15 protein-coding genes are annotated in these 13899 nt (G+C 71.8%); 11 read left to right on the forward strand and 4 right to left on the reverse strand.

Annotated features, from left to right (window positions below):
- Nucleotides 1-118 precede the first annotated feature (118 nt).
- The 7 genes from CFN78_RS04500 (at nucleotide 119) to CFN78_RS04530 (ending at nucleotide 7035) form a co-directional block, all read left to right on the forward strand.
- Entirely contained in the window at nucleotides 119-598 is a 480-nt protein-coding gene (locus CFN78_RS04500; RefSeq protein WP_094861289.1) for a helix-turn-helix domain-containing protein, read from the forward strand.
- A gap of 12 nt (nucleotides 599-610) precedes the next feature.
- Nucleotides 611-1243 (forward strand): 2'-5' RNA ligase family protein, encoded by a 633-nt coding sequence (locus CFN78_RS04505; RefSeq protein WP_094861290.1) that lies wholly within the window; start codon nucleotides 611-613, stop codon nucleotides 1241-1243.
- Nucleotides 1244-1432: 189 nt separating this feature from the next.
- On the forward strand, nucleotides 1433-1702 hold the full coding sequence (gene rpsO, locus CFN78_RS04510; RefSeq protein ID WP_094861291.1) for a 30S ribosomal protein S15: 270 nt from the start codon (nucleotides 1433-1435) through the stop codon (nucleotides 1700-1702).
- 369 nt (nucleotides 1703-2071) lie between these two features.
- A complete protein-coding gene (locus CFN78_RS04515; protein WP_094861292.1) occupies nucleotides 2072-4330 on the forward strand; it encodes a polyribonucleotide nucleotidyltransferase in 2259 nt (752 codons plus the stop codon).
- Nucleotides 4331-4418: 88 nt separating this feature from the next.
- Complete coding sequence (locus CFN78_RS04520) at nucleotides 4419-5807, forward strand: M16 family metallopeptidase (RefSeq protein WP_094861293.1); 1389 nt, start codon at nucleotides 4419-4421, stop codon at nucleotides 5805-5807.
- Complete coding sequence (dapB, locus tag CFN78_RS04525) at nucleotides 5804-6580, forward strand: 4-hydroxy-tetrahydrodipicolinate reductase (protein WP_094861294.1); 777 nt, start codon at nucleotides 5804-5806, stop codon at nucleotides 6578-6580. The genes CFN78_RS04520 and dapB overlap by 4 nt, the downstream gene beginning before the upstream one ends.
- The gene (locus tag CFN78_RS04530; protein WP_094861295.1) at nucleotides 6577-7035 is read left to right on the forward strand and encodes a hypothetical protein; all 459 of its coding nucleotides are present in this window, start codon (nucleotides 6577-6579) and stop codon (nucleotides 7033-7035) included. Before dapB ends, CFN78_RS04530 begins: the two co-directional genes overlap by 4 nt.
- 42 nt (nucleotides 7036-7077) lie before the next feature.
- Here the strand turns inward: CFN78_RS04530 and CFN78_RS04535 are convergent, their stop codons facing one another.
- Nucleotides 7078-7599 carry a YqaA family protein gene (locus tag CFN78_RS04535; RefSeq protein ID WP_094861542.1) on the reverse strand — a complete coding sequence of 174 codons (522 nt, stop codon included), beginning with the start codon at nucleotides 7597-7599 and terminating at the stop codon, nucleotides 7078-7080.
- A 199-nt stretch (nucleotides 7600-7798) separates the two neighbouring features.
- Complete coding sequence (locus tag CFN78_RS04540; protein WP_094861296.1) at nucleotides 7799-8359, reverse strand: GNAT family N-acetyltransferase; 561 nt, start codon at nucleotides 8357-8359, stop codon at nucleotides 7799-7801.
- A gap of 105 nt (nucleotides 8360-8464) precedes the next feature.
- Here CFN78_RS04540 and CFN78_RS04545 point away from each other — a divergent pair, with 105 nt between their 5' ends.
- Nucleotides 8465-9676 (forward strand): winged helix-turn-helix domain-containing protein, encoded by a 1212-nt coding sequence (locus tag CFN78_RS04545; protein ID WP_094861297.1) that lies wholly within the window; start codon nucleotides 8465-8467, stop codon nucleotides 9674-9676.
- Nucleotides 9677-9703: 27 nt separating this feature from the next.
- Here the strand turns inward: CFN78_RS04545 and CFN78_RS04550 are convergent, their stop codons facing one another.
- Both CFN78_RS04550 and CFN78_RS04555 read right to left on the reverse strand, forming a co-directional pair.
- The gene (locus tag CFN78_RS04550) at nucleotides 9704-10624 is read right to left on the reverse strand and encodes a DUF4097 family beta strand repeat-containing protein (RefSeq protein WP_094861298.1); all 921 of its coding nucleotides are present in this window, start codon (nucleotides 10622-10624) and stop codon (nucleotides 9704-9706) included.
- Nucleotide 10625: 1 nt separating this feature from the next.
- Complete coding sequence (locus CFN78_RS04555; protein WP_094861299.1) at nucleotides 10626-11174, reverse strand: toxin-antitoxin system HicB family antitoxin; 549 nt, start codon at nucleotides 11172-11174, stop codon at nucleotides 10626-10628.
- A 154-nt stretch (nucleotides 11175-11328) separates the two neighbouring features.
- On the opposite strand from CFN78_RS04555, the gene thyX reads away from it, so the two are divergent.
- From thyX to CFN78_RS04570, 3 genes are all read left to right on the forward strand, one after another.
- Nucleotides 11329-12081, forward strand: a complete 753-nt coding sequence (gene thyX, locus CFN78_RS04560) for an FAD-dependent thymidylate synthase (protein WP_094861300.1) — start codon at nucleotides 11329-11331, stop codon at nucleotides 12079-12081.
- 3 nt (nucleotides 12082-12084) lie between these two features.
- Complete coding sequence (locus CFN78_RS04565) at nucleotides 12085-12480, forward strand: ACT domain-containing protein (RefSeq protein ID WP_094861301.1); 396 nt, start codon at nucleotides 12085-12087, stop codon at nucleotides 12478-12480.
- Between the two features lie 104 nt (nucleotides 12481-12584).
- Nucleotides 12585-13823 (forward strand): Nramp family divalent metal transporter, encoded by a 1239-nt coding sequence (locus CFN78_RS04570; protein WP_094861302.1) that lies wholly within the window; start codon nucleotides 12585-12587, stop codon nucleotides 13821-13823.
- The last annotated feature ends 76 nt before the right edge of the window (nucleotides 13824-13899 follow it).

Below are 13899 nucleotides of genomic sequence, written 5' to 3' on the forward strand. Positions count from 1 at the left end.
CCCGCCCGGCCGGGTGCAAAAGCGAACGCATCGGTGATTCCGGCCCGCGGCGACGGGCCGACCTGGCAGGATGCCGATGTCGAGGACAGACGAAGCTGGGCAGGGGGAGCGGGCACAGGTGGAGGACCACAAGATCGTCCAGCGCAACGTCGCGCTGCAACGCGAGTGGTACGGCGAACCGCTCGGTGACCGGGTGCGCAGGCTGGTGGTGGCCTTCAACGTCTCGCAGGCCTTCCTGGCCGAGGTGCTCGGCATCAGCGCCCCGATGCTCAGCCAGGTGATGAGCGGGCGGCGGGCAAAGATCGGGAATCCCGTCGTACTGGCCCGGATGATCATGCTGGAGCGCAAGGTCCTGACCCCGGGGGTGGCCGCGGGCGACGCCGACGCCATGCAGGCCGCGCTGGAGGACGTCCGGGACGCCCGGCCGACCGTGGGGCGCGACAGCTTCCCGGTCGGTGCCGCGTTCGGTGACCGTGCGCTGCTCGTCGCGCTGCGGGACATCGCCGAGGACGAGAACCTCGGTCACGCGGCCGACCGGCTCGATCCCGAGTTCCCGGCCATCGCCGAACTGCTGCGGCGGGCAGGCAAGGGTGCCTGAGCCCGCTCGCCGGTGAGCCTGTTCTCCGCGCTCCTCCCGCCCGTCGACGTCCGCGCATCGCTGCGGTTCGCGCTCGGCGTACCCCGGGACGTCGGCGAGCGCGGCGGCGAGGATGGTGCGGGGGACGCCGCGCCGCGCTGGACGCCGGAGTCCCGCTGGCACGTGACCCTCGGCTTCTACGGTGACGATGGCCCGCCCGGCAGCCCCGGCGATCCGGCGCGACGGCTCGGCCTGCTGCGCGAGGCACTGGCGGGCAGGCCGCCGGTGACCCTCCGGATCGAGGGCGCCGGGACGTTCCCCGGCGTCCTCTGGGCCGCCGTGCACGGCGGCGGACTCGCCGGACTGGCCGCCGCCGCGGGCGCCGACCTCGAACGCAGGGCGTACCGGCCGCACCTGACACTGGCCCGCTGGCCACGCGAGCAGAACCCGCCGCCCGCGGTGGCCAGAGTGCTGACCGCCGGGTGCCGCACCCGGTCGTGGACGGCGCGCGAGGTGGTGCTGCTGCGCGGTGAGCGTATCGACGGTGGCACGCGGTACGTGCCCGCCGGGACCGTGCCACTCGACGGCGGCGCACGTGGCGGGGACGGCGGGGGTGACACGCCGTCAGCGCCCACGGGGACGGCTGTTCACCCGGAAAGGTCCTGAGCAGCGGTGTCCGGCCGCGTCGCGGGCACCCGCCGTGCATGCTGCTGCTACCCTTGACAATCGGGTCCGGCTGCAGTCCGTGGCGGCCGAGACCGAGGTGCGATCCCCCTTCTCGTGGGGCGCATCGGCGAACACCACCCGGCGCGGAGTGCGTCCGGCCCGCACGGCACACATCGAGGAGTCAGATCAGTGGCATTGTCCACCGATGAGAAGAAGTCGATCCTGACCGAGTACGGCGTGCACGACTCGGACACCGGATCCCCCGAGGCCCAGGTCGCTCTGCTCACCAAGCGGATCACCGGTCTCACCGAGCACCTCAAGATGCACAAGCACGACCACCACTCACGTCGTGGTCTGCTGCTGCTGGTCGGCCGCCGTCGCAGGCTGCTGAACTATGTGGCGAAGGTCGACATCGAGCGGTACCGGTCGCTGATCCAGCGACTCGGCCTCCGCCGATAGCCTCGGGCAGAAGGGGGAGTGACCGTCCGGTCGCTCCCCCTCTGTACAACTGAGACAGTAGGACGGCAACACCAGAACACTGCAACTCCAGAACACGGCAACACCAGAACAACCGCAAGAACAGACACCGCTAGAACACGAACACAGTAGGGCAAGCGCAGCGCGCGAGGGTTTAGGCGCCGGGAGCGATCACGTTCGATCGCGACGGCATCGGCAAACGCGGCGCCGGTCCTCGGTAGTGGTTCCCGGGGCAGACCCCGGGGGCTTCGATCGAAGACCGGCCTCATCACCTCTGACGCGCCCGCCCCAGCGGGGAGCAGAGCCTCACCGCCTGCGCGCAGCCCGAAGACGACAGAGGAGAACCTCTCTATGACCGACTCCGCCGGAGTCACCGTGCACGAGACCGAAGCCGTTATCGACAACGGCCGTTTCGGCACCCGTACCGTCCGCTTCGAGACGGGCAGGCTGGCCAAGCAGGCCGCCGGTTCCGTCGTCGCGTACCTCGACGAAGAGACCATGCTGCTCTCCGCGACCACCGCGTCGAAGCACCCGAAGGAGCACTTCGACTTCTTCCCGCTGACCGTGGACGTCGAGGAGCGCATGTACGCCGCGGGCCGCATCCCGGGCGCGTTCTTCCGCCGTGAGGGCCGTCCCTCCACGGACGCGATCCTGACCTGCCGGCTGATCGACCGGCCGCTGCGCCCGTCGTTCACCGACGGTCTGCGCAACGAGATCCAGGTCGTCATCACCGTGCAGAGCCTTAACCCCGAGGACCCGTACGACGTGCTGGCGATCAACGCCGCATCGGCGTCCACCCAGATCTCCGGCCTGCCCTTCTCCGGCCCGATCGGCGGCGTCCGCGTCGCGCTGATCGAGGACCAGTGGGTCGCGTTCCCGACCTGGACCCAGCTCGAGCAGGCCACCTTCAACATGGTGGTCGCGGGCCGGATCGTCGGCGAGGGCGCCACCAAGGACGTCGCGATCATGATGGTCGAGGCCGAGGGCACCGAGAACACCCTCGACCTGATCGCTTCCGGTTCCAAGGCACCGAACGAGCAGTCCGTGGCCGAAGGCCTCGAGGCCGCGAAGCCGTTCATCAAGGTCCTCTGCGAGGCCCAGCAGCAGCTCGCCGACGTGGCCGCGAAGCCGGTCGCCGACTACCCGACCTTCCCCGCCTACCAGGACGACGCGTTCACCGCCGTCGCGGCCATCGCCACCGACGACCTGGGCAAGGCGCTGGCCATCGCCGGCAAGCAGGACCGCGACAACGCCACCGACGAGGTCAAGGCCGCCGTCCTGGCGAAGGTCGGCGTCGGCGAGGGCGAGGCCTTCGCCGGTCGCGAGAAGGAGATCGGCGCCGCGTTCAAGGCGCTGAGCAAGAAGGTCATGCGCGCTCGCGTGCTGCGCGACAAGATCCGCATGGACGGCCGTGGCCTCACCGACATCCGCTCGCTGGGTGCCGAGGTCGCGGTGATCCCGCGGGCGCACGGCTCGGCCCTGTTCGAGCGCGGCGAGACCCAGATCCTGGGTGTCACCACGCTGAACATGCTGCGCATGGAGCAGATGATCGACTCGCTCTCCCCGGAGAAGACGAAGCGGTACCTGCACCACTACAACTTCCCGCCCTTCTCCACCAATGAGACCGGCCGTGTCGGTTCGCCGAAGCGCCGCGAGATCGGCCACGGCATGCTCGCCGAGCGTGCCCTGGTGCCGGTGCTGCCGAAACGGGACGAGTTCCCCTACGCGATCCGCCAGGTCTCGGAGGCACTGGGCTCCAACGGTTCCACCTCGATGGGCTCGGTCTGCGCGTCCACCATGGGCCTGCTCAACGCCGGTGTGCCGCTGAAGGCGCCGGTCGCGGGCATCGCGATGGGCCTGATCTCGGACCAGGTCGACGGCGAGACGCGCTACGTGGCGCTCACCGACATCCTCGGCGCCGAGGACGCCATGGGCGACATGGACTTCAAGGTCGCCGGCACCAAGGACGTGGTCACCGCGCTGCAGCTCGACACCAAGCTGGACGGCATCCCGTCCGAGGTGCTCGCCGCCGCGCTCGGCCAGGCCAAGGACGCCCGCCTCGCCATCCTGGACGTCATGGCCGAGGCCATCGACGAGCCCGACGAGATGAGCCCCTTCGCGCCGCGCGTCACCAGCGTGAAGGTCCCGGTCGACAAGATCGGCGAGGTCATCGGGCCGAAGGGCAAGATGATCAACTCGATCACCGAGGAGACCGGCGCCGACATCTCCATCGAGGACGACGGCACGATCTACGTCGGTGCCGCGGACGGCCCGTCCGCCGAGGCCGCGATCGACAAGATCAACGCCATCGCCAACCCGCAGCTGCCGAAGGTCGGGGAGCGTTTCCTCGGCACCGTGGTGAAGACGGCCGCGTTCGGCGCGTTCGTCTCGCTGCTGCCGGGCAAGGACGGCCTGGTGCACATCTCCAAGCTGGGCCAGGGCAAGCGGATCAACAAGGTCGAGGATGTCGTCAACGTGGGCGACAAGCTCCGCGTGGAGATCGGCGACATCGACAACCGCGGCAAGATCAGCCTCACCGTCGTCAGCGAGGACGACGCGGCGACGTCCGCCGAGGGTGCCGAACCCGAGACGGCCGACGCCGCCAACTGAGGCAGCGTCGCAGGTACATCCGCGAACGGCCCGTCGCGCGCTCCGAGCGCGCGGCGGGCCGTTCCCGCATTCGCAGCGAGGACACCACATGGCCCAGCAGATTCCCGGGTACGAGCAGCGTCCGGGCAGCACCCGGACCCTGGAGTCCACTCCGGACGGTTCGATCGTCAAGCGCACGGTGCTGCCCGGCGGCCTGCGGGTGATCACCGAACGGCTGCCCGCCGTGCGCTCGGCCACGGTCGGCCTGTGGGTGGGCACCGGATCCCGGGACGAGGGGCCCGCCGTCGCCGGGGCCGCGCACTACCTGGAACACCTGCTGTTCAAGGGAACCAGCCGGCGCGGGGCCACCGACATCGCCGAGGAGATCGACGCGGTCGGCGGGGAGTTCAACGCGTTCACCGCCAAGGAGCACACCTGCTACTACGCGCAGGTGCTCGACGAGGACCTGCCGCTGGCCGTGGACCTGGTCACCGACGTCGTGTTCGGGGCCCTCTGTGCCGAGTCCGATGTGGACACCGAACGCAGCGTCGTGCTCGAGGAGATCGCGATGCGTGACGACGATCCCGAGGACCTGCTGCACGAGACCTTCGTGAGCGCGGTGCTCGACGGGCACCCGCTCGCCGAACCGGTACTGGGCAGCGAGGAATCCATCCGGGGGATGTCCGCCACCGCCCTGCGCGGCTTCTACCGCCGCCGCTACACCTGCCCGCGGATGGTGCTCGCGGTGGCGGGCAACATCGAGCACGCCCAGGTACTCCGCCTGGTGCGCAAGGCGCTCGGCGACAGGCTTTCCGGAACCCGGGCCCCGATCCCGCCCCGCCGCGGCAACGCCCGCTCGCGCGGGGACCGGCGGCTCGTGCTGCACCACGACGACACCGAGCAGGCGCACGTGATGCTGGGCCTGCGCTCTCCGGGGCGGCACGACGAGCGGCGCTTCACCCTGTCGGTGCTCAACGCCGCGCTGGGCGGCGGCATGAGCTCCCGGCTCTTCCAGGAGGTACGGGAACGCCGCGGGCTCGCCTACCAGGTCTACTCCTCGATCGCGAGCTACGCCGACGCCGGGCACCTGTCGGTGTACGCGGGCTGCCAGCCGGAACGGCTCGGTGAGGTCGCCGGGGTGCTGCGTGAGGTGCTCGCCGAGGTCGCCGAGGACGGCTTCACCGACGCGGAGGTGACCAGGGCGAAGGGGCAGCTCCGCGGCGGACTGGTGCTCGGCCTCGAGGACACGGCCTCGAGGATGTCCCGGATCGGCAAGAACGAGCTGAACTACGGTCGCTATCTCGGCGTCGGCGACACGGTGGGCCGGATCGACGCGGTCACCGGCGAGGACGTCCGCGATCTCGCCCGGAACCTGTTCGACGGCTCCGGTGGCCGGCGCGGGGGAGCGGGAGGTGGCGTGTCCACCGTCGCCGTCGTCGGGCCGTACGCTCACCGGGACGACCTTCCGCACGATCTTCACGAGGTGATCGCGTCATGAGCCAGGCAACCGAGCGCGGCGAGAACGATCCGATCCGCGTCGGGGTGCTCGGTGCGGCCGGCCGGATGGGAGCCCAGGCCGTGCGGGCCGTCGAGGCCGCACCGGACCTCGCGGTGGTGGCGGCGATCGACGCGGGCGACCGGCTCGGTTCCGTCGCCGAGGCCGGCGCCGAGGTGATCGTCGACTTCACTCACCCGGACGCGGTGATGGACAACCTGCGGTTCGCCGTCGAGCACGGCATCCACGCCGTCGTCGGTACCACCGGGTTCGCCCAGGAACGGCTGGACACCCTGCGGGGCTGGCTGGACGGGGCCCCGGGGCTCGGCGTGCTGATCGCCCCGAACTTCGCGCTCGGCGCCGTGCTCTCGATGAAGTTCGCCCAGATCGCCGCCAGGTACTACGAGTCGGTGGAGATCATCGAGCTGCACCACAACCGCAAGGCCGACGCGCCCTCCGGTACCGCGGCGCACACCGCCCGGCTGATCGCCGCCGCCCGAGCGGAAGCCGGTGTCCCGCCCGGTCCCGACGCGACGACGTCCGAAGTGGACGGTGCGCGGGGAGCGCTCGTCGACGAGGTGCGAGTGCACTCGGTGCGGCTGCCGGGTCTCGTCGCGCACGAGGAGATCCTGTTCGGCGCGGATGGTGAGACCCTGACCATCCGGCACGACTCGATGGACCGGTCCTCGTTCATGCCGGGTGTCCTGCTCGGTGTCCGGTCGATCGCCGGGTTGCCGGGCCTGACGGTCGGCCTGGAGAACGTGCTGGCGCTATGAGGGCCCGCAACATCGCGCTGCTGCTGACCCTGGCCGTGGCGGTGTACCTGGTTCTGCTCGCCGGGCGCGCGATCGCACTGCTGAGTACCGGCGAGACGGTGCCGGTGATCTTCGGCGCCGGTGTGCTCCTGCTGCCACTGCTCGGTGTCTGGATCCTGTACAGCACCTGGCGATCCGGCACCCGGATCCAGCGGCTGGCGCGGCGGCTGGAGGCCGAGGGCGGGCTGCCCGACGTGAGCGGGCTGCCGCGGTTGCCGTCCGGCCGGGTGGATCGCGGGGCCGCCGACGACTGGTTCGCGGCTCGGCAGGCGGAGGTCGAAGCGGCACCGGACGACTGGCGGCCCTGGTACCGGCTCGCTCACGCCTACGACATCGCCGGGGACCGGCGCCGGGCGCGGGAGACGATGCGCCGCGCCGTCGACCTGGAGGCCGGGGACGCCGGGGACGCCGGATAGCCGGCCGCCGCCCGTCCCGGACGTAGCGGTCCGGACGGGGCGTCAGACGTGAAACCAGCCGGCGAACAGCGCGGGGGAGGCGGCGAGCGCGCTGAACCGGATGCACCGGCCCAGCAGCCCGGCCGCGAGGAACGTCGACACGCTCATCCGGACCAGGCCGGCCAGCACCGTGGTCGCCATGAACGGCGGCAGGCCGAGGATCGAGCTGAGCCCGTAGGTGCCGGTCATCCAGTGCGGGTGCCGGTGGCAGCGTTCACGCAGTGAGTCGACGAGCATCCGGAGGCGCTTGGTCCGCAACCGCCATCGTTCCTTGCGCTCCGAGGGCGGGCGCTGGCGGTGCAGCCGGTCGTGCAGGAACGCGGGGAGCCGGATCGTGCCGCGTGCGGCCAGGTAGTAGATGAGCTTCCCGGCGACCTGGCCGAGGGCGACCACGGCGCCGATCGCGAGCCAGTGCACGCCGGGCTCGCTGGTCACCAGGCCGAGCACGAAGACCTCGATGCTCATCAGGGGCAGAAGTGCGGAGCCGAACGCGACGCCGAAGGTCACGCACAGCCATCCGAACACCACGCCTCCTACACACGTTCCCGGCTCCGCTGTCCCGCTGGTGGGTCCGGGCCGCCGCCGAGGGCGTTTTCCAAGCTATCAGCCGGCAGGCCCCGCGCACGGGGGCCCGCTGGAGTCTTCCCGTGGTGCGGGCACCATTGCGCCATCCGGCCCCGTCCGGAGGGAGGAGCGTGCGGCACCGGCCCACGCCCCACACCCCTCAGGCGTCCAGGTGCAGGTCCACCTCGCCGGTGAGGCGGATCTCCCGCAGGGTTCCGCCCCCGGTGTCCAGCGTCCGCACGGTGCCGTCCGGGTTCCAGCCCGCGGTGCGGAAGAAGCCGAGTGCCGCCGAGTCGGACTCGGCCACCCAGGTGATGCCCCGGGTGACCCCCTCCGCACGCATCGCCTCGGCGGCCACGGCGAGCAGCCTGCCCCCGTGGCCGCGCCTGCCCCAGCGCGGTTCCACCAGGATCGTCGAGACCAGGCCGACCGTGGCCGCGTCCTCGGCGGCGGTGCCGTCGGCGGCCGCGGACTCCTCCTCGGGCGCCCGGCCCGCGACGCAGAAGCCGACGGTGGCACCGGCCTCGGTGGCCACCAGCACCGAGCTGTCCGGGTGGGCGATCGCCTCGGCCCACCGGCGGTCCACCTCGGCGGAGTCCAGTTCGGCGAGAGCGTCGGCACCGACCAGGTCCGCATACGCCGTCCGCCAGGTGTCCCGCTGGATGCGCGCGATCTCCGCGGCGTCGTCGGCGGTGGCCGGGCGGACCTCGGGGATGCTCATGATCGCAACCTAGCGCGCCGGAGGTACCGCCCGGACGGCCGGGGCGCGGGGTGACCGGGTGCGTGCCGCCGGAATGTCGGGGGCGCCTGGCAGCATGTCGTATCCATGCGAACGATGAGCGAGGCGATCGCCCGCCGCACGGCCCTCGCGGCACAGGGATTCGCCGACCCCCGGCCCGCTCAGGCGCCGACGAGGCGGCACCTGGGCCGGGTGCTGTCCCGGATCCGGCTGCTCCAGCTCGACTCGGTGAACGTGGCCGTGCGGGCCCACTACGCGCCGCTGTTCGCCCGTCTCGGTGCCTACGACTCGGCGCTGGTCGACGAGGCCGCGTGGTCGGACAGCGCGCGTCGTCCCCGGCTGCTGGTGGAGTACTGGGCACACGAGGCGAGCCTGGTGCCGGTGGACGACTGGCCGCTGCTGCACTCCGGCGCCAAGCGGCCGGGCTGGTGGCGCAACTACCGTCCCATCGTCGACGCGAATCCGCGGCTCACCGAGGACGTGCTCTCCGTGGTGAAGGAACTCGGCCCGGTCGGCGCGGGCACCATCGAGCGGACGCTCGCGGGCGGCGTCACCCGCGGGCCGGGGGCCTGGTGGGACCGTTCCGAGGTGAAGAAGGTCTGCGAGTGGCTGTTCGGCACCGGTGAGCTCAGCACCGGCACCAGGCGCGGTTTCGAGCGGATGTACGACCTGACCGAGCGGGTACTGCCCGCGGAGGTGCTGGCCCGCCGGGTGGACCCGGCCGAGGGCGCCCGCGAGCTGGTCACCCGCGCCGCGACCGCGCTCGGTGTTGCGACCGAGCCCGACCTGCGCGACTACTACCGGCTCGGCCCCGAGGCGGGACGTCGCGCCGTGGCCGAGCTCGTCGACGCGGGAACGCTGGAACCGGTGCTGGTGAGCGGCTGGCGGCAGCAGGCGTACCGGCACGTGCGGGCACGCACCCCGCGCAGCATCACCGGCCGCGCCCTGCTCTGCCCGTTCGATCCGCTGATCTGGGAACGCGATCGCACCGAGCGGCTGTTCGGCTTCCGGTACCGCATCGAGATCTACGTGCCGGAGCCGAAACGGGTGCACGGCTACTACGTCTTCCCGTTCCTGCTGGACGGGGAACTGGTGGCCCGCGTCGACCTCAAGGCCGACCGGGGGCGCGGGGTGCTGCGCGTGCCGGGCGCGTTCGCCGAACCCGGCGTGCCGCACGGCCGGGTGGCCGTGGAGCTGGCCGCCGAGTTGCGGCTGATGGCGGACTGGCTCGGACTGTCCGGGGTGGAGGTCGGCGAGCGCGGCGACCTCGCGGGCACGCTGCGCGCCGCCGCGGGCTGAGCGCGCGCCGCCCCTCCACCCGGTGCGTCAGCGGGTGGCGCTGGTGACCACCGCGTCCCCCGAGCCGGTCCGGGCGCGGATCCGGACGCCGACGGGGCCCGCCGGGGCAGTGTCCGCGACGTCCAGTTCGCTGGACACCCGGCCCGCCCCGGAGGACAGCTCGACCTTCGCCGCGACCCCGGCGCCGACGCCCACCCGGATCCCGCCGGACCCGGTGATCAGCTCGATCGAGCCGGACGTGGCCTCGGCGACCGTCAGGTCCCCGCTGCCGCTGCGCACCATGACCTCGCCGGCGACCGTGCCCAGCCACACCGCGCCGGTGCCCGTGCCCAGCGTGGCCGAACCGGACTGGCTGCCGATCTCGACGTCCCCGCTGCCGGTCCGCGCCTGCAGGCCGGAGGGCGAGGAGGCGAGCCTGATCGAGCCGGACCCGGTGCGCACGGTCACCGGCCCCTCGGCGGCGTCGAGGGCGACGTCCCCGCCGCCGGTGGTGACGTCGGCGCGTCCGCTGGTGCCGGTGACCGTCACCTCGGCCGCGCCCGCGCGGATCTCCAGTCGTGAGCCGGCCGGCGCGTGCACGGTGACGGCCAGCGGGACGTTGCGCAGCGGCAGGGCCTTCGGACCACGGACGACCAGCCTGCCGCCGGTCAGTTCGACCCGGGACTGCTCGATCGCGTCGGCCGGGCGGCCCCGCAGCTCGGAACCGAGCTGGTCGCCGAAGCGCTCGCTGACCCAGTCCAGCACGCTGGACATACCGTCCGCCCAGAGCGCCTGGCCGGAGTCCGCCGTGCGCAGCTCCACCTGCGCGTCGGACGGGCCGTCGCCGTCGTCCGCCGAGGCCAGTCGCACCTCGACGCTGCCTACGGTGACACCGATGTCCAGGTCGAGCGGACCGGTGACCGGGAAGGATCGCGTGCGGACCGGATCGTCCGTGCCCTCGCCGCCCATGTCAGCCCTCCACCCAGCCGTCGAGACGGGAATCGTCGCCGCGGCCCTGCCGGGGGCCGCGGCCGCCACCCCGCCCGCCCCGGCCGCCGTGGTCCGGGCCCTTGCCATGCAGCGCTCCCTGTACCGCCTGGGAGACGAAGGTGTTCAGCGAGACGCCCTGGGAGGCGGCGGCCTGCTCGGCCTGGCCCTTGATCTGCTCGAACAGGCGCAGGGTGATCCGGCTGATGTCGCCGCCGTCGAACGGGGAGCCGCTACCGGAGTGCGACGGCGGCGGTTCGCTGGCCTCCGGCTCCTCGGCCTGGTGTTCGCCGGTCGCTGTGACCACCACCCGCACGTCCCTTCCGTCGAGACGGACGTCGACGACATGGTCGGGCAGGTTGGCGGTGACCTCGGCGGCGAGGTCGGCCAGTGCGTTCATCAGGGCGAGCCGAACGGCGGGTTCGAGTGCTCCGGAGAGCACCGCGGCGGCCCGCCGGGTCTGGTCGTCGCCCGCCGAGGCGGTGGCGGTGAGGTCCTCACGGAGACTCGTGATGTACGGGTTCAAATCCATGACGCCACTATGGCGTCAATCATGATGTCGCGCAATGTCGATCTTGACGGCATCATGGTGGCAATGGGCGTCAGCCGGGGTGCGGAGAAGCGGCGGTTAGGCTTCCGGCGTCGGGTAGTCGCATGCGTGGAACCAGGGGAGCAGGAGGGCCGACGTGGCCGAAACGGTGTCGCCGAAGGTGCAGTTGATCGCGAAGACGGAGTTCTTCCCACCGGAGGACGTGCCGTGGTCCACCGACGCCGACGGCGGCCAGGCGCTCGCCGAGTTCGCCGGCCGCGCCTGCTACCAGTCGTGGAAGAAGCCGAATCCGAAGACGGCCACCAACGCCGGCTATGTCGACCACATCATCGACGTCGGGCACCTGTCCGTTCTCGAACACGGATCGGCCAGCTTCTACATCACCGGGATCTCCCGCTCGCTGACCCATGAGCTGATCCGGCACCGCCACTTCTCCTACTCGCAGCTCTCCCAGCGTTACGTGCCCGAGCGGGACGCGGCGTTCGTCGAGCCGGACGTCATCGCGAACGATCCCGAGCTGCATCAGAAGTTCCTCGACGCGGCACAGGCCAGCGTCGACGCGTACACGGCGCTGCTGGAGGGACTGGAGGACAAGTTCGCCGACGCGCCGAGCGCCACGCTGCGCCGCAAGCAGGCCCGCCAGGCCGCCAGGGCGATCCTGCCGAATGCCACCGAGACGCGCATCGTGGTCACCGGGAACTACCGGGCGTGGCGGCACTTCGTGGCGATGCGCGCCACCGAGCACGCCGACGTGGAGATCCGCGCGCTCGCCGTCGACTGCCTGCGCGAGCTGCAGAAGGTGGCCGGCAACGTGTTCGCCGACTTCACCATCTCGACGCTGCCCGACGGCACCGAGATCGCGTCCAGTCCCAAGGTGCTGGAGGGCTGAGCGATGCGCCGCCTGACCCTCGACGTCCGGCCGGAGGTCTACGCCGTGGCCGGCATGGCGGCCGGGGCGGTCGTACCCCCGGTGCTGACCGACCCCAATGCCGACGGGCTGGTCTCGATCACCCGAACCGCCACCGAGCTGTCGATCGTGTGCCCGGAAAGCCTTGTGCCACAAGGAGTCAGCGTGGACGGGCGGTGGCGGCTGCTGAGCGTGCGGGGGCCGCTGGCCTTCACGCTCACCGGGATCATCGCCGCCCTGTCGAGTGAGCTGGCCGCGGCGGGCGTGGCGATCTTCAGCATCTCGACCTTCGACACCGACCACGTCCTGGTCAAGTCCGATGATCTGGCGCGCGCGACCGACGCCCTGCGTGCGGCAGGTCACGTGGTCGAGTCCGGCTGACCCTCCCGTCCCGGCCCCGCTCGGGTTAACATCTCCCGCAGATCAAATTTCGGCATGCCTAACTTTGAGGTTGGGTGCACCGGCATGGACGGGAGTGGTGAACGATGGCGCCAGCGGAGACACTGCGGCCCCGGCTGGCGCGGATTCGCTCGGGTTCGCTGCTGCTCGGGCCCGCGTTCGTCGCGGCCATCGCATACGTCGACCCCGGCAATGTCGCCTCCAACATCAGTGCCGGCGCGCAGTTCGGCTACCTGCTGGTCTGGGTGATCCTCGCCGCCAACCTGATGGCCGGGCTGGTGCAGTACCTGTCGGCGAAACTCGGCCTGGTCACCGGACAGTCGCTGCCCGAGGCGCTGCGGGACCGGATGCCCCGCTCCGGCCGCATCGCCTACTGGCTGCAGGCCGAACTCGTCGCCATCGCCACCGACCTCGCCGAGGTCGTCGGCGGCGCCATCGCCCTCTACCTGCTGTTCGACCTGCCGCTGCTGGCCGGGGCCGTGGTCACCGGGGTGGTGTCGATGGGCCTGCTGCTCGTGCAGGACAGGAGTGGCCAGCGGCCGTTCGAGCGGGTGGTGACCGGCCTGCTGATCGTGATCGCGGTCGGGTTCCTGGCCAGCCTGTTCGTCGAACCGCCCTCTGCCGCCGGGGCGCTCGGCGGGGTGCTGCCGCGCTTCGACGGCGCGGAGAGCGTGCTGATCGCGGCGGCCATGCTCGGGGCCACCGTCATGCCGCACGCCGTCTACCTGCACTCCGGGCTCGCCCGCGACCGGCACGGCCATACCACCGGCGCCCGTCTCGGCACCCTGCTGCGGGTCACCCGGTTCGACGTCGGCTTCGCCATGCTGCTGGCCGGCGCCGTCAACCTGGGCATGCTGCTGCTGGCCGCGACCAACCTGCAGGGGCAGGAGGGCGTGGACTCCATCGAGGGCGCCCACGCGGCCGTCGGCGAAGCGCTCGGCCCCGGTATCGCGCTGATGTTCGCCATCGGGCTGCTCGCCTCGGGGCTCGCCTCGACCTCGGTCGGCGCCTACGCCGGCTCGATGATCATGCAGGGGCTGCTGCGCCGGAAGTACCCGCTGCTGCTGCGCAGACTGGTCACGCTGATGCCCGCGCTGGTGGTGGTGGCCGTCGGCGTCGACCCCAGCCGCGCCCTCGTCGTGTCGCAGGTCGTCCTCTCGTTCGGCATCCCGTTCGCGCTCGCCCCGCTGGTCAAGCTCACCAGCAACCGGGAACTCATGGGCGGGCACGTCAACCACCGGGTCACCACCGCGCTCGCCTGGCTGGTCGCCGCGGTGATCATCGTGCTCAACGTCGTCCTGATCTACCTGACCTTCGCCGGCTGATCCGCGCCGGACCGCCGCTCGCCCGGCAACGGAACCGGCAGCCTCCCGCCCGGGTCGCAGTGGTGGGCGACGGTTC

It is taken from the genome of Amycolatopsis antarctica (assembly GCF_002262875.1).
Taxonomy (GTDB): domain Bacteria; phylum Actinomycetota; class Actinomycetes; order Mycobacteriales; family Pseudonocardiaceae; genus Amycolatopsis; species Amycolatopsis antarctica.